Origin of the sequence: Pseudomonas sp. NC02 (assembly GCF_002874965.1) — a bacterium.
Taxonomy (GTDB): Bacteria; Pseudomonadota; Gammaproteobacteria; order Pseudomonadales; family Pseudomonadaceae; genus Aquipseudomonas.
Genome location: NZ_CP025624.1, coordinates 1,452,429 through 1,473,406 on the forward strand (window position 1 = coordinate 1,452,429; position 20,978 = coordinate 1,473,406).

General features: G+C 61.3%; 18 protein-coding genes. 11 read left to right on the forward strand and 7 right to left on the reverse strand.

The features are described 5' to 3' along the window. Positions 1 to 21 precede the first annotated feature (21 nt). Entirely contained in the window at positions 22 to 2,283 is a 2,262-nt protein-coding gene (locus tag C0058_RS06710; protein WP_023659115.1) for a bifunctional diguanylate cyclase/phosphodiesterase, read from the reverse strand. A 281-nt stretch (positions 2,284 to 2,564) separates the two neighbouring features. Here C0058_RS06710 and C0058_RS06715 point away from each other — a divergent pair, with 281 nt between their 5' ends. Continuing rightward, entirely contained in the window at positions 2,565 to 3,911 is a 1,347-nt protein-coding gene (locus C0058_RS06715) for an MFS transporter (protein WP_003210907.1), read from the forward strand. 185 nt (positions 3,912 to 4,096) lie between these two features. On the opposite strand, the gene rapA is transcribed toward C0058_RS06715, so the two are convergent. After that, positions 4,097 to 6,943, reverse strand: a complete 2,847-nt coding sequence (gene rapA, locus C0058_RS06720) for an RNA polymerase-associated protein RapA (protein ID WP_102368258.1) — start codon at positions 6,941 to 6,943, stop codon at positions 4,097 to 4,099. Between the two features lie 216 nt (positions 6,944 to 7,159). Here rapA and C0058_RS06725 point away from each other — a divergent pair, with 216 nt between their 5' ends. Further along, a complete protein-coding gene (locus C0058_RS06725; protein WP_008430424.1) occupies positions 7,160 to 7,501 on the forward strand; it encodes a hypothetical protein in 342 nt (113 codons plus the stop codon). Here C0058_RS06725 and C0058_RS06730 read toward each other — a convergent pair. The 3 genes from C0058_RS06730 to C0058_RS06740 all read right to left on the reverse strand — a co-directional run bounded on the left by C0058_RS06730 (position 7,498) and on the right by C0058_RS06740 (position 10,122). Then, positions 7,498 to 8,694, reverse strand: a complete 1,197-nt coding sequence (locus tag C0058_RS06730; protein WP_371132488.1) for an aminotransferase class V-fold PLP-dependent enzyme — start codon at positions 8,692 to 8,694, stop codon at positions 7,498 to 7,500. The two genes, C0058_RS06725 and C0058_RS06730, sit on opposite strands and share 4 nt — an antisense overlap. Next, positions 8,691 to 9,161: a RidA family protein gene (locus C0058_RS06735; protein WP_003210913.1), complete on the reverse strand. Its 471-nt coding sequence runs from the start codon at positions 9,159 to 9,161 to the stop codon at positions 8,691 to 8,693. The genes C0058_RS06730 and C0058_RS06735 overlap by 4 nt, the downstream gene beginning before the upstream one ends. 88 nt (positions 9,162 to 9,249) lie before the next feature. Then, positions 9,250 to 10,122 (reverse strand): LysR substrate-binding domain-containing protein, encoded by an 873-nt coding sequence (locus C0058_RS06740; protein ID WP_102368259.1) that lies wholly within the window; start codon positions 10,120 to 10,122, stop codon positions 9,250 to 9,252. Here C0058_RS06740 and C0058_RS32575 point away from each other — a divergent pair. Beyond that, positions 10,116 to 10,418: a hypothetical protein gene (locus tag C0058_RS32575; RefSeq protein WP_143495551.1), complete on the forward strand. Its 303-nt coding sequence runs from the start codon at positions 10,116 to 10,118 to the stop codon at positions 10,416 to 10,418. The genes C0058_RS06740 and C0058_RS32575 overlap by 7 nt on opposite strands. A gap of 143 nt (positions 10,419 to 10,561) precedes the next feature. Next, positions 10,562 to 10,678 carry a cytochrome c oxidase subunit CcoM gene (gene ccoM, locus C0058_RS33155; protein ID WP_003210916.1) on the forward strand — a complete coding sequence of 39 codons (117 nt, stop codon included), beginning with the start codon at positions 10,562 to 10,564 and terminating at the stop codon, positions 10,676 to 10,678. A 976-nt stretch (positions 10,679 to 11,654) separates the two neighbouring features. On the opposite strand, the gene C0058_RS06750 is transcribed toward ccoM, so the two are convergent. Next, positions 11,655 to 13,130 (reverse strand): inorganic phosphate transporter, encoded by a 1,476-nt coding sequence (locus C0058_RS06750; RefSeq protein ID WP_003219836.1) that lies wholly within the window; start codon positions 13,128 to 13,130, stop codon positions 11,655 to 11,657. A 310-nt stretch (positions 13,131 to 13,440) separates the two neighbouring features. Continuing rightward, complete coding sequence (locus tag C0058_RS06755) at positions 13,441 to 13,641, reverse strand: hypothetical protein (RefSeq protein WP_003219834.1); 201 nt, start codon at positions 13,639 to 13,641, stop codon at positions 13,441 to 13,443. A gap of 667 nt (positions 13,642 to 14,308) precedes the next feature. Here C0058_RS06755 and pcaR point away from each other — a divergent pair. The 7 genes from pcaR to pcaG all read left to right on the forward strand — a co-directional run bounded on the left by pcaR (position 14,309) and on the right by pcaG (position 20,933). Beyond that, positions 14,309 to 15,151 carry a pca regulon transcriptional regulator PcaR gene (gene pcaR / locus C0058_RS06760; RefSeq protein ID WP_102368260.1) on the forward strand — a complete coding sequence of 281 codons (843 nt, stop codon included), beginning with the start codon at positions 14,309 to 14,311 and terminating at the stop codon, positions 15,149 to 15,151. A 148-nt stretch (positions 15,152 to 15,299) separates the two neighbouring features. Then, entirely contained in the window at positions 15,300 to 16,646 is a 1,347-nt protein-coding gene (locus C0058_RS06765) for an MFS transporter (RefSeq protein ID WP_003219832.1), read from the forward strand. A 147-nt stretch (positions 16,647 to 16,793) separates the two neighbouring features. Further along, positions 16,794 to 17,651 (forward strand): CoA transferase subunit A, encoded by an 858-nt coding sequence (locus C0058_RS06770; protein WP_003219830.1) that lies wholly within the window; start codon positions 16,794 to 16,796, stop codon positions 17,649 to 17,651. Next, the gene (locus tag C0058_RS06775; protein WP_172834582.1) at positions 17,648 to 18,430 is read left to right on the forward strand and encodes a CoA-transferase subunit beta; all 783 of its coding nucleotides are present in this window, start codon (positions 17,648 to 17,650) and stop codon (positions 18,428 to 18,430) included. The genes C0058_RS06770 and C0058_RS06775 overlap by 4 nt, the downstream gene beginning before the upstream one ends. Then, positions 18,427 to 19,632 (forward strand): 3-oxoadipyl-CoA thiolase, encoded by a 1,206-nt coding sequence (gene pcaF / locus C0058_RS06780; RefSeq protein ID WP_173883074.1) that lies wholly within the window; start codon positions 18,427 to 18,429, stop codon positions 19,630 to 19,632. The genes C0058_RS06775 and pcaF overlap by 4 nt, the downstream gene beginning before the upstream one ends. A 28-nt stretch (positions 19,633 to 19,660) precedes the next feature. Then, the gene (gene pcaH / locus C0058_RS06785) at positions 19,661 to 20,365 is read left to right on the forward strand and encodes a protocatechuate 3,4-dioxygenase subunit beta (RefSeq protein WP_003219824.1); all 705 of its coding nucleotides are present in this window, start codon (positions 19,661 to 19,663) and stop codon (positions 20,363 to 20,365) included. 1 nt (position 20,366) lies between these two features. Continuing rightward, a complete protein-coding gene (pcaG, locus tag C0058_RS06790) occupies positions 20,367 to 20,933 on the forward strand; it encodes a protocatechuate 3,4-dioxygenase subunit alpha (protein WP_003219820.1) in 567 nt (188 codons plus the stop codon). Positions 20,934 to 20,978: the final 45 nt, after the last annotated feature.

The window sequence follows — 20,978 nt, forward strand, 5'->3', positions numbered from 1 at the left end:
CGATTTGCCAAATAAACGGCGTCAGCGAATTGGCCGAACGATGGACGCCGGGCCCGCACGGCCCGAAGGCGGGTCTTTCGGCGCGGGGTCACCCCCCGTCAGGCCCAGCAGGCTGAACAGGTTGTTCTGGTCCAGGCTGTTGATCACCGCGCTGATATCACTCAACGGCACCGCAGCGCTGAGCAGGTAACCCTGAACAAAATCACAGCCGTGTTTTTGCACCACTTCAAATTGTTGCAGGGTTTCCACGCCCTCTGTCACCACCTGCAGGTGCAGGGTGTGGGCCATGCCGATAATGGCCTGGACGATCTCGATGTCGGCGTTCGACTTGGGGATATCCTGGATAAATGAACGGTCGATTTTCAAGGTGTTCAACGGCAGGCGCTTGAGGTAGGCGAGGGACGAGTAGCCGGTGCCGAAGTCGTCGATGGACAGCGACACGCCCAGGGCGCGGATTTGCCGCAGCAATGCCAGGGTGCTGCTGATATTACCCATCAGCGCGTTCTCGGTTACTTCCAGTTCCAGGCGATTGGCGGCGATCCCGCCGAAGCGCAGGGCGTTTTCGATCTCATCGGCCAACTCGTCACGCGTCAGGTTCAGGGCCGAGCAGTTCACGGCCATGACCAATTCGGTGTGGCCTTGTTCCGACAGCAGGCTCAGGTCGTGACAGGCCTGGCGCAGCACCCAGTGATCCAGTTCGGCAATCAGCCCGTTGCTTTCGGCAATGCCGATGAACCGGTCCGGGGTCAGCAGGCCATGTTGGGGGTGTTGCCAGCGCACCAGGGCTTCGAGGCGCGTGACCCTGCCTTTTTTCAGGTCAAGTATCGGTTGGTAAAACAGCACCAACTCGTTCTTGCCCCGCAGTGCGGCGCGCAGTTCCTCTTCCAGCTGCAGTTCCAGGAAGGCCCGGGTTTTCAGGTTGGAGCTGAAGAAGTTCAGGCTGTTACGCCCGGCATCCTTGGACTGATACAGCGCCAGGTCAGCGGTCTTCAGCAGCTCTTCGCTGGTTTTGCCGTCTTCGGGAAACAGGCTGATGCCGATGCTGGTGGTCATCACCATGCGCCGGCCGGCCAGTTCGATGGGGTCTTTCATTTTCTGCATGATGCGCTGGGCCATGTGCCGCGCTTCATCGCGGTGATGGATGCTGATCAGGATGCAGAATTCATCACCGCCAAACCGCGCGACCACGTCGTCATGGCTGCGCACCGAGCTTTTGATATGGCCGGCCAGCACCGTCAGCAGTTCGTCGCCGGCGTCATGGCCGAGGCTGTCGTTGATGCGCTTGAAGTGGTCGATATCCAGGAAGATCACCGCCAGCATGCCGTCGGTGGCGGTTTTTTCCGCGAGTTTCTCGGCGAAGATCTGGTTGAAACCACGGCGGTTGAGCAGGGTGGTCAGGGCATCGTAATGCGCCACCTGTTGCAGCGAGGCGCGGGCCTGGTCCAGTTCGGTGAGCAGGGCGTTGACCCGGCGCAGGTCGGTTTCCTTGTGTTGCAGCTTCTTGTCCGCGAGGGCAGCACTGATGCTGCTGCCAATCACCAGCAGTGCGATGACCGCCACCAGCAGCCCCAGTTGGACCGGGTTGTTGTCCACCGGCAGTGCCGACTGTACGAGGTCTTCGGGTACCAGCAGCTGCATGGCCGCCATGCCGGTGAAGTGCATGCTGATAATGCCCGCGCCGAGCACCAGGCTGGCCGCGTACTTGAGCAATTGATGGAACATGCCGGTGCCGTTGCGCAGGTACAGCGACAGCAGCAAAGCCGCCAGGCTGGCGCCGATCGCGATCAACACAGAGGCGAGGAACAAGCCAGTCTCGAAATACACGCCCGCCTCGGAGCGCATGGCCGACATGCCCACGTAGTGCATCAGCGCAATACCCAGCCCCATCCACACCGACGCCAGCACATATTGGTGGGCGCGCAGCCTTGGATGACTGAGGGTTTGCATGGCGAACAGCGCCGCGATCAGGGCGATCAGCAGCGAGGCGAACGTCATGATCAATTCGTAGTGAATCGCGATAGGCGCCTGGAAGGCCAGCATGCTGATGAAGTGGGTCGACCAGATGCCGCCTGCCAGGCAGCCCGCGCCTACCCAGCGCCAGTGCCGTTGAGCCTTGGGGTTGTCGACATGGCCGACCCGCTCGGCCATGTCCAGGGTGCCGAAGCCCGCTGCACACGCCACTACATACGCCAGTAGCACCAGAAAGGGGTTATGACTGCAATTGAGTAATAAGTGCCCACTGTCCGGAAGGTCGGTAAAAAAATGCAAACCAAGCCATTCCATAGCATGTCCCGTCACAGAGTTTTAGTCTGACTGCGTCTTTCAGTATAGAGAGCGTGAGCGAGTTACAAGGATTGATGGCAGATTGCTTCTAATCATTTGGCGATGAGTTTATAAACAACTAGAACCAAATGATTAGGGATGACCGCCCGGGTCGCCCGATGGAGTGACATCAGACTTACGAATCATTACAGACAATCCCCACGAGGCTGACTAGATTGCAGGTTCCGGGCTCAGGATGCGTCTGGCATCGCGGCTCACATAACAATAAAAGAGACGGACCCATGCAGAACTCGACCCAAGCGGCGAATGCCTGGCGCATTCTGTTCCTGCTGTTCCTGGCCAACCTGTTCAACTTTTTCGACCGCACCATTCCCGCGATCATCATCGAGCCGATCCGCATGGAGTGGCACCTCAGCGACTTCCAGCTCGGGATCATCGGTACCGCGTTCACCATTGTTTATGCAATTGCCGGCTTGCCGCTGGGGCGCCTGGCCGATACCGGCTCGCGCAGCAAACTCATGGGCTGGGGCCTGGCGGCGTGGAGTGGCCTGACAGCGGTCAATGGTCTGGTGGGCAGTTTCTGGACCTTTTTGCTGGTGCGCATGGGCATCGGCATCGGCGAGGCCAGTTATGCGCCGGCGGCAAACTCGCTGATCGGTGACCTGTTTCCCGCCCACCGCCGTGCCCGGGCCATGGGGATCTTCATGCTGGGCCTGCCCTTGGGCCTGTTGCTGGCCTTCTTCACCATTGGTGCGATGGTCAAGGCGTTCGACAGCTGGCGTGCGCCATTCTTTATTGCCGCGGTGCCGGGGCTGATCCTTGCGGTGTTCATGTTCTACATCAAGGAACCCAAGCGCGGCGCGGCGGAAGCCGTGCAAGTCTCCCAGGAGAAAGTCGACCGGCCGATTCGCCGGGTGCTGGCGGTGCCGACATTCCTCTGGCTGGTGCTGGCCGGGTTGTGCTTCAACTTCGCCACCTATGCCTGCAACTCGTTCCTGGTGCCGATGCTGCAACGCTATTTCCTGCTGCCGTTGCAGGATGCGGCAGTCGCCACCGGTGTCATCGTCGGTATTACCGGCCTGGTGGGCCTGACTCTGGGCGGCTGGATTGCCGACAAGATCCATCAACGCATCGCTAACGGCCGGCTGCTGTTCGCGGCGTGCAGTTTGATTATCTCTACAGTGACCACTGCCTGGGCGTTGCACGCGGGGCGGATCGAGATTGGTGTGTTTGTGGCGCTGTTCAGTGTCGGCTGGCTGTTTGCCTATAACTTCTACACCTGCGTGTACACGGCGATCCAGGACGTGGTCGAGCCGCGCCTGCGGGCGACGGCGATGGCATTGTTCTTCGCCGGCTTGTATTTGCTGGGGGGTGGCATGGGGCCGATTGTGGTGGGCGGGTTGTCGGATCATTTTGCCCATTCGGCGATGTATGCCGACGGTGCCCAGCAGATGACCGAGGCTTACAAGGCGGTGGGACTGCATGACGCCATGTACCTGATTCCGGTGGCGCTGTTTTTGACCATGCTGTTTCTGTTCCAGGCGTCCCGCAGTTTTGTGCGCGATGCCCAGCGGATGAAGGATGGGTTGGGGGTGGTGGAGGTGCCGGCCAGGGCGGTTACTGCCTGAGACCGAGGTGACGCCTTCGCGAGCAAGCCCGCTCCCACATTTGACCGCATTCTCAAGATGGAACTCGGTCAAATGTGGGAGCGGGCTTGCTCGCGAAGAGGTCATCAATAACAACGATGTCTACAGTGAATAAAAAAGGCCCGCATTGCGCGGGCCTTTTTGTTTGTCAGGGTAGGGCGGCGAAGTTAGCCCGCGACCAATACCCGAATCGCTTCCAGTCGCAGCGCCGCCTTGTCGAGCATCGCCAGGCCTTGCTCGCGCTGTTGGCGCAGGGCAACCAGTTCGCTGTCGCGCACGGTCGGGTTGACCGCTTGCAACGCGGTCAGGCGCGCCAGTTCTTCCTCGGTATCCGCCGCCAGGCGCCGTTGAGCCTCGGCCACACGCTCGGCGTGACGCGGGGCGATCTTCTCTTCACCGGCGTTGATCCGCGGCGTCAGCTGGTCGCGCTGGGCCTGCACGAACTTGTTGGCGCTGGCCCGCGGCACGCTTTCCAACTGGTCATTCAAGGTCAGGAACGACACGCGGCCCGACAGGTCATTGCCATTGGCATCCAGCAGGCAACGCAGTGCCGCCGGTGGCAGGTAACGGCCCAACTGCAGCGAACGCGGAGCAACCACTTCGCTGACGTAGAGCAGTTCCAGCAACACGGTGCCCGGCTTGAGCGCCTTGTTCTTGATCAGCGCCACGGCGGTGTTGCCCATGGAACCGGACAGCACCAGGTCCATGCCGCCCTGCACCATCGGGTGTTCCCAGGTAATGAACTGCATGTCTTCGCGCGACAGCGCCTGGTTACGGTCGTAGGTGATGGTCACACCTTCGTCGTCGCCCAGGGGGAAGCTGGCGTCGAGCATTTTTTCGCTGGGCTTGAGAATCAGTGCGTTTTCCGAATGGTCTTCGCTGTCGATGCCAAAGGCGTCGAACAGGGTTTCCATGTAGATCGGCAGGGTGAACTGGTCGTCTTGCTCAAGGATCGCTTCCACCAGCGCATCACCTTCGCCAGCGCCGCCGGAGTTGAGCTCCAGCAAACGGTCGCGGCCGGTGTGCAGTTCGGCTTCGAGGCGCTCGCGCTCGGCACGGGCTTCGTCGATCAGCCCTTGCCACTCGCCGTCGTCGGCGTTTTCCAGCAGCGGCAGCAGGCGCGGGCCGAACTGGTGCTGCAAGGCGTTGCCGGTCGGGCAGGTGTTGAGGAACGCGTTCAGCGCCTCGTGGTACCACTGGAACAGGCGCTCTTGCGGGCTGGTTTCCAGGTACGGCACGTGCAGTTCGATCACATGTTTCTGGCCGATCCGGTCCAGACGGCCGATCCGTTGTTCCAGCAAGTCCGGGTGGGACGGCAGGTCGAACAGCACCAGGTGGTGGGAGAACTGGAAGTTGCGGCCTTCACTGCCGATTTCCGAGCAGATCAGCACCTGGGCGCCGAACTCTTCATCCGCAAAGTAGGCGGCAGCGCGGTCGCGCTCGAGGATGTTCATGCCCTCGTGGAACACCGTGGCCGGGATGCCGGAGCGCACGCGCAGGGCGTCTTCCAGGTCCATGGCGGTTTCGGCGTGGGCGCAGATCACCAGGACTTTGGTGCGCTTGAGCATCTTCAACTGGTCGATCAGCCATTCGACGCGCGGGTCGAAACGCCACCAGCGTTGTTCTTCATCGACGTCCGGCTGCGACTGGAAGCTGACTTCCGGGTACAGCTCGGCGTGCTCGCCCAGGGGCAGCTCGAGGTATTCGTCCGGGCACGGCAGCGGGTAGGCGTGCAGCTTGCGCTCCGGGAAACCTTGCACCGCGGCGCGGGTGTTGCGGAACAGCACACGGCCGGTGCCGTGGCGGTCCAGCAGTTCGCGGACCAGGCGGGCACTGGCTTCGGCGTCGCCATCGTTGACGGCGGTCAGCAGCGCTTCGCCTTCGTCGCCGAGGAAACCCTGGATGGTCTTGTGGGCGGCGGGCGAAAGACGGCCCTTGTCCAGCAGCTCCTGGACGGCTTCGGCCACCGGGCGATAGTTTTCGCTCTCGGCGCGAAAGGCGTGCAGGTCGTGGAAACGGTTCGGGTCCAGCAGGCGCAGGCGCGCGAAGTGGCTGTCCTGGCCCAGTTGCTCAGGGGTTGCGGTGAGCAGCAGCACGCCCGGAATCACTTCGGCCAGTTGTTCCACCAGCGAGTACTCGGGGCTGGCTTTTTCTTCGTGCCAGACCAGGTGGTGCGCTTCGTCGACCACCAGCAGGTCCCAGCCGGCCGCGAACAGCGCGTCCTGGGCCTTCTCGTCGTCCACCAGCCATTCCAGGGCCACCAGCGCGAGCTGGGTGTCTTCGAACGGGTTGGTGGCATCGCTTTCGATAAAGCGCTCTTCGTCGAACAGTGCGACCTGCAGGTTAAAGCGGCGGCGCATTTCCACCAGCCACTGGTGCTGGAGGTTTTCCGGCACCAGGATCAACACGCGGTTGGCGCGACCCGACAGCAACTGGCGATGGATCACCAGGCCGGCTTCGATGGTCTTGCCTAGGCCCACTTCGTCCGCCAGCAGAACCCGCGGCGCGATACGGTCGGCAACTTCACGGGCGATGTGCAATTGATGCGCGATCGGTTGCGCACGCACGCCGCCCAGGCCCCAGAGCGAGGACTGCAACTGGCGGCTGGTGTGTTCCAGGGTGTGGTAGCGCAGGGAGAACCAGGGCAGCGGGTCGATCTGGCCGGCGAACAGACGGTCGCTGGCCAGGCGGAACTGGATGAAGTTCGAGAGCTGGGTTTCCGGCAGGGTGACCTGCTCGTTCTGCCCATTGAGGCCGTGGTAGACCAGCAGGCCGTCGACGTCGTCGACTTCTTGCACGGTCATTTTCCAGCCTTCGAAATGGGTGATGGTGTCACCCGGCGAAAACCTCACGCGAGTGAGGGGCGCATTCCGTAGCGCATACTGGCGAGTGTCGCCAGTGGCCGGATAGAGCACGGTTAACAAGCGGCCGTCCTGTGCCAGAACGGTGCCTAACCCCAGCTCTGCTTCGCTGTCACTAATCCAGCGTTGCCCCGGTTGATACTGCTGCGCCATGCTGCCTGACTCCCGCCGTGAAAAAGCCGACTATTCTAACGGAACACGGCTTCCAGACCAAAAGGAATAGGTGCAGCTTCGAGCTTTAAGCTACAAGCGGCAAGAAAAAGGGCGGTATCTTCGTCGGATAGATGACGATTGGTTCACAAGTTGGCAACTTGACGCTCAAGTCGTCACCCACGCAGCCGACAGTCTGCTGAACAGGAGACTAATAATATGCTGCCACCCATGCTGCCCTTGAGTGTTGTGCCGGTCACGTCGCAGCTTGACCCGGTGCGCCAGAAGCCGGATATCCCGCCCGTGGCGCCGGTTCAGCCAGGCTCCAACGAAAGTACCATCGACTTGCAAAAGCGCGATCCCGAGGAAGCGGCTTTGCTGCTGCGCGAGGAGCAGCGTCGCCAGCAGGAACAGCAAAAGCGTCGCCGCGAAGCCGATGAAGACTCGCAGGAGCACCTGGCTGTTCCCGGTGACGAACTCAACGCCGACAACACCGTGCCGGTGGTGCCGTTGATTGAAGACGCACCACGGCAAGGCTTGTGGGTGGACGTCGAGGTTTAATCCCGCAGTTCGCGCAGGGCGGCGATCAGTTGCTCGATGTCTTGCGCCGTATTGAGGTAGCTCACGGAGATTCGCGCCACGCTGTCCAGCTCGCGGGCCTGCATGTCCAGTGGAGTGTAGGGCACGCCATTGGCACCGATGTTGATCCGCTTGAGGCCCAGGCGGCGCTTGAGCTCGAAGGCGTCCCAGCCGGCCAGGTTGAACGCGATCAGGCCGGACTGGTTTGCGCTGGTTCCCAGGTCATGCAAGGTAATCCCGTCGATTCGGCGCAATTGTTCACGGATTGTGTCGCTTAACAGCCGGACCGTCTCGCGTACCCGCTCGACCCCCAATCGATTGACCTCCAGCAACGCATTGCCCAGGCCTGCCAGCAAGGCGAACGACACTTCGCTGGTTTCAAAGCGCCGGGCGTCGTTGCGCAAGTCAAATCCCGCAGGGCTCCAGGGCGCCGAAAACACATCGCGTTGGGCCGGGTTCAAGCGCTCGAGAAAATCCGGCCGCACATAGAGCAGGGCGGTCCCCCGTGGGCCGCGCAGATGCTTGCGCCCGGCGCCCTTGAGCACATCGCAGTGCAGCGCTTGCACATCCACCGGCACCTGGCCGATGGCTTGCCCGGCGTCGATGAAATAGGCAATGCCATGACGCCTGGCCAACGCGCCGATGGCCTCGGCCGGGTTGATCAAGCCGCTGTTGGCGGGGAGCCAGGTCAGGTCGATCAACCGCACCCGGGCGTCGAGCATGGCTTCCAGGCCGGCGACGGAGACCGCGCCGGTTTCATCGCAGGGGATCACTTCTACTTGTGCACCCGATTGCACGGCCGTCTGCATGCTCGCCAGGTTGCCGCCCCATTCGTGGCGGCCCACCAGAATGCGGTCGCCTGGCTGCCACGGGCCCAACGCCTGGAACGCCATGCTCCAGGCGGTCGAGCCACTGCTGGCGAAGGCAATCGATGACACGGGCGCATTGAGCAGTTGCGCGGCGGCGCGACGGGCTTTTTCTGTCAGCAGTGCGCCGTGTTCGCCGGCCTCCATCGGGCCGTCGCGGGCTTCGCGCTGCAACTGGTCAATGATTGCATCGAGCGTCCCTTGGCTGGGCAGGGAGGCCCCGGCGTGGTTGAAGTGGACGATGCCGGACTGGCAGCCCGGCGTTTCGTCCCGCAGCTCCCGGACCTCGGTCAGGGACAGCGCAGTCACGGCTGCAACTCGAAAATCGCGTCGATCTCCACGGCTACGCCGCCCGGCAAGCTGGCGACGCCCACGGCCGTACGGGCATGCCGGCCTTTGTCGCCGAGGGCGTTGACCAGCAAGTTCGAAGCGCCATTGGCGACTGCACCCTGGCGCTGGAAATCACCGCTGCTGGCGATAAATACGCCCAACCGAATGATGCGCACCAGTCGCGACAGGTCATCGCCCAGGGCATCGCTTAATTGGGCCAGCAGGCCCAGCGCCGCGAGTTCGGCGGCCTTGGCGCCTTCGTCTTCGCTGATGGATTCGCCGAGTCTTCCGATGTAAGTGGGTTTGCCGTCCAGCAGCGGGATTTGGCCGGAGATGAACAGCTGGTTCTGGCTGATCACGTAATTGACGTAGTTGGCAATCGGCTGGCTGGGTGTCGGCAGGCTCAGGCCGAGGGCTTGTACGCGTTGTGAGATGGAGTGGCTCATGATGAATCCTCTTGGAAAGAGTCTTCAGCATGGGCGGGGCGATTTTCGCCGACAAACGGATAGATTTAACTCGACGTATCGAAATAACTCATGCGTCAGCGCAGATTTCCCTGAGCCATTCACTGAAACAAGCGGCCGCCGTGCTGGTTTCGCCATGCGGGGCAATCAGCCAGTAACCGATCTCGCTTTGATAGGGCGGCCAGTCGAAGGCTTCCACCAATGTGCCCTCCTTGAGCCTGCGTTCGATCAGGCGGTGGCGGCCCATGGCGATGCCCTGGCCGGCGACGGCGGCTTCGACCACGATGTTGTAGTCGTGCAGCAGCGCCTTGGGGTAGTGCTCCACATCCACCTGATAATGCCGGGACCAGTCGGTCCACTCGAAAGGGCGGTGCGAGGTGGCCATCAGCAGCGGGCCATTGGCCAGTTGGCTGGCCTTGAACGCCGGGCTGCAGACGGGTGACAGTGTTTCGCTCATCAGGCGCGTGGCCTGCACGTCGGTCCAGTCGCCCTTGCCGTAGCGAATCGCCAGGTCGACCTCGGCGGCGGCGACATCTGCCAGCTGAATCGCCGGCACCAACTCCACCTGGATGTGTGGGTAGCGGCTGAGAAACCCCGCCAGGCGCGGTGCCAGCCACAAAGTGGCGAACGAGGCGAGCAGGCCGACGCGCAGTACGCTGGTGGCGGGCGGTGTTTGCTGCTGCCGGGTGGCGGCGGCGATGGTGTCGAGGGCGGGGCGGATCTGGTCGTAGTAGTGTTGGCCGTCTTCGGTCAGATCGATGGCGCGGGTGCGTCGGATAAACAGCGGTTTGCCCAGGTGCTGTTCGAGTTTCTGCACTTGATGGCTGAGGGCGCTTTGGGTCACTGACAGCTCGGCGGCGGCCTTGATAAAACTCAAATGCCGGGCCACGGCCTCAAAGGCGCGCAGGGCCAGGAGTGGGGGAAGGTCCTTGTGCAGTGCCACGTCGAACGCTCTGTGTGAGGGGGTGGGATGGGGGGATTTTGCGGGCAAATGCGCGCGATGACATCGATTTTGTTTACGCGGGATTGGCGCAGGACGCATTATTGGGGCATCCAAGCCATTACGTAAGCCAAGCCATGAGTGACGATGACAAGCTGATTGATCTGAATGCCGAACGGGCCAAACGTGTTCATGATCTGAATGACAAGCGACTGAATGAAGTGCGCCAGGCGTTTGAACAGGCGATGCCGTTGGGGAAGCCCAAGAAAAAGCCGAAAAGCAAACCGAAAAAGCGTTGATATAGCCTGCATCGTTTGATGCAGGTCAGTTATTTCCCTTCTTTACGCTCCGTCGCGGGCGACATTGATCCTCGTCAATTTCTTCTTTCGTCTTCTTGGTTAACTTAGCCCTATCGCAACAGGGCAAGTGCAGGAGGCCGGTCATGTTTTTCGATAATGTGGTGTTTGCCGGAGTGCTGACGGTTGGCCTCATGGTGATGTTCTTTGTAGGGTTTGGAATTTTTATCTGGAAAGACGCTAATAAGCGTAAGAGGCCTTAGGTCTTTTCGGATACATGAGCACGCAAGGCATTTTGGGCGACTTCGGTCGCCTTTTTTTTGTTTTGGATTTTTTGATTTGTGCACATATCCGTTGCTGCGGTAACGGCTACTTATGGTTTCGCTCTTACAGCGAGTCACTTTTTTACAAACGCCTAAAAAAGTAACCAAAAAACGCTTTGCCCCACCACTCGGTGCCTCGCTTAGGCTCGGCATGCCCGCACTCCGGCACGGCTCCGCGGGCCGCCGCGACGGGCCATCCATGGCCCGGCGCGGCTAAATCGGCATCCTTGCCGATTTACCCGCTCCACCGTGCCTACTTGCGGCCATCGTGGTTAACGGGGCCCGCAGATCAAAATCAAAAACAGATCAAAAGCAGAGCACAGCGGCCTCCCGGCCGGCTTGAGTGTTAAAAGCAAAAGCAAAGACCAGAGCGAAAACAGATCTGCTTTTCTGTGGGAGCGGGCTTGCTCGCGAAAAACCTGAGGGCGCCGCGTTCATTCAGAATGCCCGCGTCATCGTTAACGACCTTCGCGAGCAAGCCCGCTCCCACATTTGACCGTGCCCGCTTTAGCTTTTGATTTGGCTTTTGCTCTTCAACACTCAAGCCGGCCGGTAGGCCGCTGTGCTCTTGCTTTTGATCTTGATCTTAGGCGCCCCGTTAAACCACGCTGGCCGAACGCAGGCTTTGGAGCGTGGGTAACCTGGCAGGACGCCAGGTTAGCCGTCCTGGGCCAAGGATGGCCCATGACGGCGGCCCACGGTCCAAAGCCGGAGTGAGGGAACACCGAGCCTAGGCGAGGTGCCGAGTGGTGGGGCAAGAGCGTTTTGCTTACTTTTGCGCTGTTCAAAAGTGAGCCGCTGTAAGAGCGGAACCATAAGTGGCCGTTACCTAAATAACGGATATACACCCAAACCCCAGCCATAAAAAAAGGCACGACCCTCACAGGTCGCACCCTCTTCACAAGCCCAAGAGCTGTCAGCTACCCAAAGCCTTGGAAGCCAACCAGAACAACCCGGCCGAAAGGCCCACAGTCGCCGGCAGCGTCAACACCCAAGCCATCAGAATGGTCTTGACGGTGCCACCTTGCAGCCCGCTCTTGTTCGCCACCATGGTCCCCGCCACACCCGAAGACAACACATGAGTCGTGGAAACCGGCAAGCTGAAGATATTGGCCAAGCCAATCATGCTGGCCGTGGTGATCTGCGCCGACATACCCTGGGCATACGTCATGCCCTGCTTGCCGATCTTCTCACCAATGGTCAGCACCACACGCTTCCAGCCCACCATGGTGCCCAGGCCCAAGGCCAGTGCCACCGCCAGGATCACCCAGAACGGCGCGTACTCGGTGGTCGCCGTCAGGTCCTTGCGCAACTTGTCCAGGTCCGACTTCTCACGCGCATCCAGGCCTGGCAACTTGCCCACCTTCTTCGCGGTGTCATCCAGGCACAACAGATAACGACGCACTTCAATCCGATGCTCGGCGGTCAACGAATGGTAGTCAGAGACACCTTTCAAGGTCCCCAGCAGGGCGTTGATCGTCGGTTCAGTCTGCTGCGGATTGCACTGGAACTTGCCCGGCAAATCGTCTTTCACGCTTTTGCCCAGGGCCAGGAACTCACCGAGGGTTTCTTGATTGCGCTGGTAGAACTGATTCAAGTGCAGCGTGGCGTCGCGGGTGCGCTCGATCTGGTAAGTGGTGCTGCCCAGGTCCAGTACGAACTGCGCCGGCACGATACCGATCAGTACCAGCATGATCAGGCCAATACCTTTCTGCCCGTCGTTGGAGCCGTGCACGAAGCTCACGGCCATCGCCGAAATCACCAAGACCAGGCGGTTCCAGAACGGCGGGTGCTTCTTGTCGTCGAGCTTGCGGCGCTGGTCCGGTGTCTTGTGCATCTTCGACAGCGGGCGCCACCATTTCAGGCCCAGCAGCACCAGGGCGGCAACCACGAAACCAGCCATCGGCGAGAACACCAGCGAAGCGCCGATATCGATCGCTTTCTGCCAGTTGACGCCGTCAGCCAGGGGAATGTCGTTGATCAGGGCGTTGGCCAGGCCGACACCGAGGATCGAACCGATCAGGGTGTGGGAACTGGACGCCGGGATCCCGAAATACCAGGTGCCGAGGTTCCAGGTGATCGCCGCTGCCAATAATGAGAAGACCATGGCCAGACCGTGGCCGGTGTTCACATTGATCAGCAACTCCACCGGCAGCAGGTGCACGATGGCATACGCAACACCGACCCCACCGAGCAACACGCCGAGGAAGTTGAACACCCCGGAGAAGAACACGGCCAGATGCGGAGGCATGGCTTTGGTATAGATGACTGTGGCAACCGCGTTAGCGGTGTCATGAAAGCCATTGATGAACTCGAAGGCGAGGACAAAGGCCAGGGCGAGCAACAGGCTCACTAGAACCCAAGCATCCAGTCCGCTGAATAAATCGATCATGAAGGTTTTCTGACCCGGTCGTAAGGGGGCGCGATTATGCCAGAAAACATCGGTAATCAATGCACTAGCTGCTCATCGGTAACATTCTTCAACGAAAAAAAATGGGGGGGAGGCGTGCATCCCGGTGTTTTCGGGGCTTTGGCAAGTGATTGATTTATATGGAGGATCCATCAAATTCGCGGGATAAAGCGCCGGAAGGGAATAACTGAAACAATCGTATGAAATTTCGCTAAGGCCACATAACGGGCTTCCCTCCACCAGCGTGGTACTGGCAGAGAGATGGCACCTTTGGAAGCTCAACCCGAAACGCTTATGGCTCTTCGGCTTTGAGGTCCTGTTCAATCTTTTGGATTTCCTGGGCAAAGGCCTGGTCGAGCAGGCTGGCTCGTTTGCGCCATGGCTTGCGTTCAGGTTCTGGCTGGGCGGCGTAGGTGGTGACTTCCCCGCCGTAAACATCCTTGTAACGTTGTTCCTGGCGCTCAAGTTCCGCGCGCAGTTCGTCTTTCGTCACATTGTTACCTAATTGAGTTGAGTTTGATTCCGGCGAAACGCGATGCCGGGAAGTCGCCCCCGGTATACCGTCAATCTGAAGATCAGCGTGGAAAGGTATACAGGAAAAACCACTTCTTTATTGCACGCGGCCACGATACCGGAGAAGAGCAGTTGTCGTAGCAACAGTTTTCTTGTCACAGCCACAAGCAGTTGGCAGGCATTCGAAATGTGTGTCAGGTACTTGCGGCGGAGCCTGCACGCAGCCGGTGCACGACTGGGTGAAATCTATCCTCGGGGTCAGGCGAGGCTGGCTCCTGCACAGGATGCATTATAGCCACGCGCTTGAATAACACTATCGCCAACAAGTTAAAAATCGTCAACTTTGTGTGAGGGTTTTGTTACGCAGGTGTGTGGGGTATTTGCTGAACTATTGGCGCCATAAATCGTGCAATGTTCTACAGGCGTTAATCAACCTTAACTTCTCTCGTACATCAGTCGATTCTGAAAGGCACTCAAATGGATGTAGAGGGGTTCCGGCACCGGTCGGCGGTGACAAATTGCGATAATCGAATGACCGTCCGATAATCGCCCAATGTTGGTTGCCCTGCCTTGTGCAGCCATTGCACGGCGGCTTGTAATAGCGGTCACCCTCCCGCAGCGGTTAAAAATAAGAGAAAGGACCCCAAATGAACGATCAATTGCGCAACTCCTTCGCATCAGTGGCGCCGCCGATCGTTGCGTCACCGGCCAAGCGCATCCAGGCGTTTACCGGTGATCCGGATTTCATGACCTCCCTGGCACGCGGCCTGGCCGTGGTGCAGGCATTCCAGGAGCGCAAGCGCCACCTGACCATCGCCCAGATTAGCCACCGCACGGAAATCCCCCGCGCTGCCGTACGCCGTTGCCTGCATACCCTGATCAAACTCGGCTACGCCACCACCGACGGGCGTACCTATTCGCTGTTGCCCAAGGTGCTGACCCTCGGCCACGCTTACCTGTCGTCCACGCCCCTGGCCGTTTCGGCGCAGCCTTACCTGGACCGCATCAGCGAGCAGCTCCACGAGGCGTGCAACATGGCAACCCTGGAAGGTGATGACATCCTCTACATTGCCCGCTCCGCCACCACCCAACGCCTGATTTCCGTCGACCTTTCCGTGGGCGGCCGTCTCCCGGCCTACTGCACCTCCATGGGCCGTATCCTGCTGGCGGCGCTGGATGACGCCTCGCTGCAGGACTACCTCGACCACGCCGACCTGCAAACCAAGACCAGCCGCACCCTCACCACCCCGCAAGCCTTGCTCGAATGCCTGCAGGAAGTGCGGCAGCAGGGCTGGTGCATTGTCGACCAGGAACTGGAGCAAGGGCTGCGTTCCATCGCCGTGCCGGTGTACGACGCTTCGGGCCAGGTCCTGGCGGCACTGAACGTCAGCACCCATGCCGGGCGGGTCAGCCGCAGCGAGCTGGAGCAGCGTTTCCTGCCGAGCATGCTCAGTGCCAGCCAGGAGCTGAGCGCGCAGCTGTTTGCGTAAGCTGTTCGGTGACCGCACAGATCCCGGCTGGATGAATTGACGGTGTTTCCCAAGGCTTATTAATGTGCGGCAGCGCTTCAAGGCGCCGCCCCAATAATAATGACGACTCAAGGTCGTTCGCCCGCCCATCGGTGTGGAAATAAAAATAATGAATCAGCCTTCACCTGCTGTCGGTACTTGTTTGGACGTTCAGTCCTTCATCAACGCCCAGCCGCTGTCGCGGTATCAGTGGCGAGTGGTGATCCTGTGTTTTCTCATCGTCTTCCTCGACGGCCTCGACACCGCCGCCATGGGCTTTATCGCCCCGGCGCTGTCCCAGGACTGGGGCATCGACCGCGCCAGCCTCGGCCCGGTGATGAGCGCCGCGTTGATCGGCATGGTCTTCGGCGCCCTGGGCTCCGGCCCACTCGCCGACCGCTTCGGGCGCAAGGTGGTGCTGGTGGGGGCGGTGCTGGTGTTTGGGGCCTTCAGCCTGGCCTCGGCCTACAGCAGCAACGTCGATCAACTGCTGATCCTGCGCTTCCTCACCGGTCTCGGCCTGGGCGCCGGCATGCCGAACGCCACGACACTGCTCTCCGAATACACCCCGGAACGCCATAAGTCGCTGCTGGTGACCAGCATGTTCTGCGGCTTCAACCTGGGCATGGCCGGTGGCGGGTTTATCTCGGCCAAGCTGATCCCGGCGTATGGCTGGCACAGCCTGCTGATGATCGGCGGCCTGTTGCCGCTGATCCTCGCGGTGGTGCTGCTGTTCTGGCTGCCGGAGTCGGCGCGTTACCTGGTGGTGCGCAATCGCGGCACCGACAAGGTGCGCAAGACCCTGGCGCCTATCGAGCCGGGCATCGTCGCCCAGGCCTCGAGCTTCAGCGTGCCCGAACAGAAAACCGTCAAGGCGCGCAACGTGTTCGCGGTGATCTTCTCCGGCACCTACAGCGCCGGCACCTTGCTGTTGTGGCTGACGTATTTCATGGGCCTGGTGATTGTTTACCTGCTGACCAGTTGGCTGCCGACCCTGATGCGCGACAGCGGCGCCAGCATGGAACAGGCCGCGTTTATCGGTGCGTTGTTCCAGTTTGGCGGCGTATTGAGTGCGGTCGGCGTGGGCTGGGCGATGGACCGGTTCAATCCGCACAAGGTCATCGGCACTTTCTACCTGCTGGCCGGGGTGTTTGCCTACGCGGTGGGGCAGAGCCTGGGCAATATCACGCTGCTGGCGACTCTGGTGTTGATTGCCGGCATGTGTGTCAACGGTGCGCAGTCGGCGATGCCGTCGCTGGCCGCACGTTTCTACCCGACCCAGGGCCGCGCCACGGGCGTGTCGTGGATGCTCGGCATCGGCCGCTTCGGCGCGATCCTCGGGGCGTGGATGGGCGCGACCTTGCTGGGCCTGGGCTGGAACTTCGAACAGGTGCTGACCGCCCTGGTGATCCCGGCGGCATTGGCCACCACCGCGGTGGTGATCAAGGGCATGGTCAGCCATGCCGACGCTACCTGAAACGGACCGATAGCAAGACAACAATCCGTTCGATAATCGAACACTCAGTCGATTATCGGATTGTTTGGCCCCGACCCCCGGCTTAATCTTCAAGCACTTCGGCGCTGCCTCCAGCGCCTTTTTCGATCGATACCGGGAGCCCACCCCATGGCTGAAATCCTTTCGCTGGCTGATGCGGTAAAGCAGTTCGTGAATGACGGCGACACCGTTGCACTCGAAGGCTTTACTCACCTGATTCCTACGGCGGCAGGTCATGAAATCATTCGTCAGGGCAAGAAAGACCTGACGCTGGTGCGCATGACGCCTGACCTGATCTACGACCAGTTGATCGGCGCCGGCTGTGCACGCAAGCTGATTTTCTCCTGGGGCGGCAACCCGGGCGTGGGTTCCCTGCATCGCCTGCGGGACGCCGTTGAAAAGCAATGGCCGCAACCGCTGGAGATCGAAGAGCACAGCCACGCCGATCTGGCCAATGCCTACGTCGCCGGTGCCTCCGGCCTACCATTCGCGGTGCTGCGGGCCTACGCCGGTTCCGACCTGCCCAAGGTCAACCCGCTGATCAAGACCGTGACCTGCCCCTTCACCGGTGAAGTACTGGCGGCCGTGCCGTCGGTGCGCCCGGACATCACAGTGATCCACGCGCAAAAGGCTGACCGCAAGGGCAACGTGCTGCTGTGGGGCATCCTCGGGGTGCAGAAGGAAGCGGCCCTGGCGGCCAAGCGCTGCATCGTTACCGTTGAAGAAATCGTCGACGACCTCAACGCGCCGATGAACGCCTGCGTGCTGCCGACCTGGGCCCTGACTGCCGTGTGCCATGTGCCGGGTGGCGCGCATCCGTCCTACGCCCACGGTTACACCGAACGTGACAACCGTTTCTACCAGGCCTGGGACCCCATCGCCCGGGACCGTGAGACGTTTACTGCGTGGATCAACGAATACATCCACGGCACCGCCAATTTCAGTGAATTCCAGGCCAAGCTGGCCACCGCGCAGGAGGCCAAATAATGGCTTACTCGACCAACGAAATGATGACCGTCGCCGCCGCGCGCCGCCTGAAGAACGGTTCGGTGTGCTTCGTCGGCATCGGCCTTCCCTCCAAGGCTGCCAACCTGGCGCGCCTGACGTCGTCGCCGGATGTGGTGCTGATCTACGAGTCCGGCCCGATTGGCGCCAAGCCTTCGGTGCTGCCGCTGTCCATCGGTGACGGCGAGCTGGCTGAAACCGCTGACACCGTGGTGCCGACCGGTGAGATTTTTCGCTACTGGCTGCAGGGCGGGCGCATTGACGTCGGCTTCCTCGGCGCGGCCCAGGTCGACCGTTTCGGCAATATCAACACCACCGTGGTCGGTGACTACCACCAGCCCAAAGTGCGCCTGCCAGGTGCCGGTGGCGCACCGGAGATCGCCGGCTCCGCGAAGAGCGTGCTGATCATCCTCAAGCAGTCGGCCCGCTCGTTTGTCGACAAGCTGGACTTCATCACCTCGGTCGGCCACGGCGAAGGCGGTGACTCGCGCAAACGCCTGGGTCTGCCAGGCGCCGGTCCTGTAGGGATTATTACCGACCTGTGCATCATGGAGCCGGAGGAGGGCAGCCACGAATTTGTCGTCACCGCCCTGCACCCCGGCGTGACCCGTGAGCAAGTAGTGGCCGCCACCGGTTGGGCGATTCGTTTTGCCGACCAGGTGACCACCAGCGCCGAACCCACCGAGATTGAACTGACTGCCCTGCGCGACCTTGAGGCACGCACCGCTGCCGCCCACGGCCAAGCCCCCGGAGAAGCCTGATGCGCGACGTATTTATCTGTGACGCCATTCGTACCCCCATCGGCCGTTTTGGCGGTGGCTTGTCCACCGTGCGCGCCGATGACCTGGCGGCACTGCCGATCAAGGCGCTGATGGAACGCAACCCATCGGTGGACTGGAACGCGGTGGACGAAGTGTTTCTCGGCTGCGCCAACCAGGCCGGCGAAGACAACCGCAACGTGGCGCGCATGGCGGCATTGCTGGCCGGCCTGCCGGAGAGCATTCCCGGCGTTACCCTGAACCGCCTGTGCGCTTCGGGCATGGACGCGATCGGCACGGCCTTCCGCGCCATCGCCAGCGGCGAGATGGAACTGGCGATTGCCGGTGGCGTCGAGTCGATGTCCCGCGCGCCGTTCGTGATGGGCAAGGCCGATGCGGCGTTCTCGCGCAACATGAAGCTGGAAGACACCACCATCGGCTGGCGCTTTATCAATCCGTTGATGAAGGCCCAGTACGGCGTCGACCCGATGCCGCAAACCGCTGACAACGTGGCCGACGACTATAAAGTCTCCCGCGCCGACCAGGACGCCTTCGCCCTGCGCAGCCAGCAACGTACTGCCGCTGCACAGGCCGCCGGTTTCTTCGCCGAAGAAATCGTACCGGTGCGCGTCGCCCACAAAAAAGGCGAAACCGTGGTCGAGCACGACGAGCATCCACGGGCCGATACCACCCTGGAAGCCCTGGCCAAACTCAAGCCGGTCAATGGTCCGGAAAAGACCGTCACCGCAGGCAACGCCTCTGGTGTGAACGATGGTGCCGCTGCGCTGATTCTGGCCTCTGCTGAAGCCGTCAAAAAACACGGCCTGACCGCCCGCGCCCGGGTGCTGGGCATGGCCAGCGCCGGTGTGGCGCCGCGTGTGATGGGCATCGGCCCGGTGCCGGCGGTGCGCAAACTGGTGGAGCGCCTGGGCCTGGCGGTAACTGATTTCGATGTGATCGAACTCAACGAAGCCTTCGCCAGCCAGGGCCTGGCCGTGCTGCGCGAGCTGGGGATTGCCGACGACGCACCGCAGGTCAACCCGAACGGCGGCGCGATTGCCCTTGGCCATCCGCTGGGCATGAGCGGTGCGCGCCTGGTACTGACCGCGCTGCATCAGCTGGAAAAAACCGGTGGCAGCAAAGGCCTGGCGACCATGTGCGTCGGTGTGGGCCAAGGCCTGGCCCTGGCGATCGAACGCGTTTGAGACCCACAAGAATAAAGAGGATTGCTCCATGAGTGACAAGCCCGGATACCGGCGCCCGCAAGCGGGTACTCAGCCTGATTACCTGCACCCGGCCTACCAGTCGACGAACCTGCGTTCGCCGTCCAAGCCGTTGGTGTTCCTGCCCCATTCCCTGTCGGAAATCACTGGCCCGACCATCGGCGCCGAGCGCGTCAACGAGAAGGACAACGACCTGACCGCCCAGCACGAAGGCGAGCCCCAGGGCGAACGCATCATCATTCACGGGCGCGTGCTGGATGAAAACGGCCTGCCCGTTCCCGGCATCCTCGTGGAAATCTGGCAGGCCAACGCTGCCGGCCGCTACAACCACAAGCGCGACCAGCACGACGCACCGCTGGACCCGAACTTCACCGGCACCGGGCGTACCGTCACCGACGCCGACGGCTGGTACCAGTTCCAGACCATCAAGCCCGGCGCCTACCCGTGGGGCAATCACCACAACGCGTGGCGCCCGGCGCACATCCACTTCTCGCTGTTCGGCCCGAGTGTGCTGACGCGGTTGGTGACGCAGATGTATTTCCCCGGTGACCCGCTGCTGGCCTATGACCCGATCTACAACTGCGTCCCGGACACGTCCGCCAAGGAACGCCTGATCGCCTCGTTCGATCTGGAAAAAACCATTCCGCACTATGCCCTCGGCTACCGCTGGGACATCGTCCTGCGCGGCCGCGACGCCACGCCGATGGAGAAATGAGATGAGCCTCAACGCGACTACTTCCCACACCGTCGGGCCGTATTACCACATCGGCCTGACCTGGCTGAACCGCGAAGACCTGACCGTTGCGGCCACCCTCGGCGAGCGCGTGGCGATCACCGGGCAGGTGGTGGATGGCAATGGCGATGTGGTCAACGACGCCATGCTGGAAGTCTGGCAGGCCAATGCGGCCGGCAAGTACGACCATCCCGAGGATGAGCAGGACAAACCGGTGGACCCGAACTTCGAAGGCTTTGGCCGAGTGCCGGTGGACGCTGAAGGGCGTTTTCGCTTTACCACCATCAAGCCGGGCAGTGTGCCGGGGTTGAAGGGCACGACCCAGGCGCCGCACCTGGTGGTGCTGGTGTTTGCCCGTGGGCTGGTGAAGCACCTGCTGACGCGGATTTACTTTGACGGTGAAGCGGCGAATGGGGATGACGCGCTGCTGGCGTGTGTGCCGCAAGAGCGCCGCCGTACGTTGATCGCCAAGGCGGATGCGGCGGGTGTGTATCAGTGGAATGTGATTTTGCAGGGCACAGACGAAGAGACGGTGTTCTTCGATTATTGAGTGGGTTGCGGATTTATCGCAGGCAAGCCAGCTCCCACAGGGGAA

What these genes read in the sequence shown, in the direction of transcription:
- C0058_RS06710 (WP_023659115.1), bottom strand. Translation starts at nt 2,283, where the DNA reads ATGGAATGGCTTGGTTTGCATTTTTTTACCGACCTTCCGGACAGTGGG.
- C0058_RS06715 (WP_003210907.1), top strand. Translation starts at nt 2,565, where the DNA reads ATGCAGAACTCGACCCAAGCGGCGAATGCCTGGCGCATTCTGTTCCTG.
- rapA (WP_102368258.1), bottom strand. Translation starts at nt 6,943, where the DNA reads ATGGCGCAGCAGTATCAACCGGGGCAACGCTGGATTAGTGACAGCGAA.
- C0058_RS06725 (WP_008430424.1), top strand. Translation starts at nt 7,160, where the DNA reads ATGCTGCCACCCATGCTGCCCTTGAGTGTTGTGCCGGTCACGTCGCAG.
- C0058_RS06735 (WP_003210913.1), bottom strand. Translation starts at nt 9,161, where the DNA reads ATGAGCCACTCCATCTCACAACGCGTACAAGCCCTCGGCCTGAGCCTG.
- ccoM (WP_003210916.1), top strand. Translation starts at nt 10,562, where the DNA reads ATGTTTTTCGATAATGTGGTGTTTGCCGGAGTGCTGACGGTTGGCCTC.
- C0058_RS06750 (WP_003219836.1), bottom strand. Translation starts at nt 13,130, where the DNA reads ATGATCGATTTATTCAGCGGACTGGATGCTTGGGTTCTAGTGAGCCTG.
- pcaR (WP_102368260.1), top strand. Translation starts at nt 14,309, where the DNA reads ATGAACGATCAATTGCGCAACTCCTTCGCATCAGTGGCGCCGCCGATC.
- C0058_RS06765 (WP_003219832.1), top strand. Translation starts at nt 15,300, where the DNA reads ATGAATCAGCCTTCACCTGCTGTCGGTACTTGTTTGGACGTTCAGTCC.
- C0058_RS06770 (WP_003219830.1), top strand. Translation starts at nt 16,794, where the DNA reads ATGGCTGAAATCCTTTCGCTGGCTGATGCGGTAAAGCAGTTCGTGAAT.
- pcaH (WP_003219824.1), top strand. Translation starts at nt 19,661, where the DNA reads ATGAGTGACAAGCCCGGATACCGGCGCCCGCAAGCGGGTACTCAGCCT.
- pcaG (WP_003219820.1), top strand. Translation starts at nt 20,367, where the DNA reads ATGAGCCTCAACGCGACTACTTCCCACACCGTCGGGCCGTATTACCAC.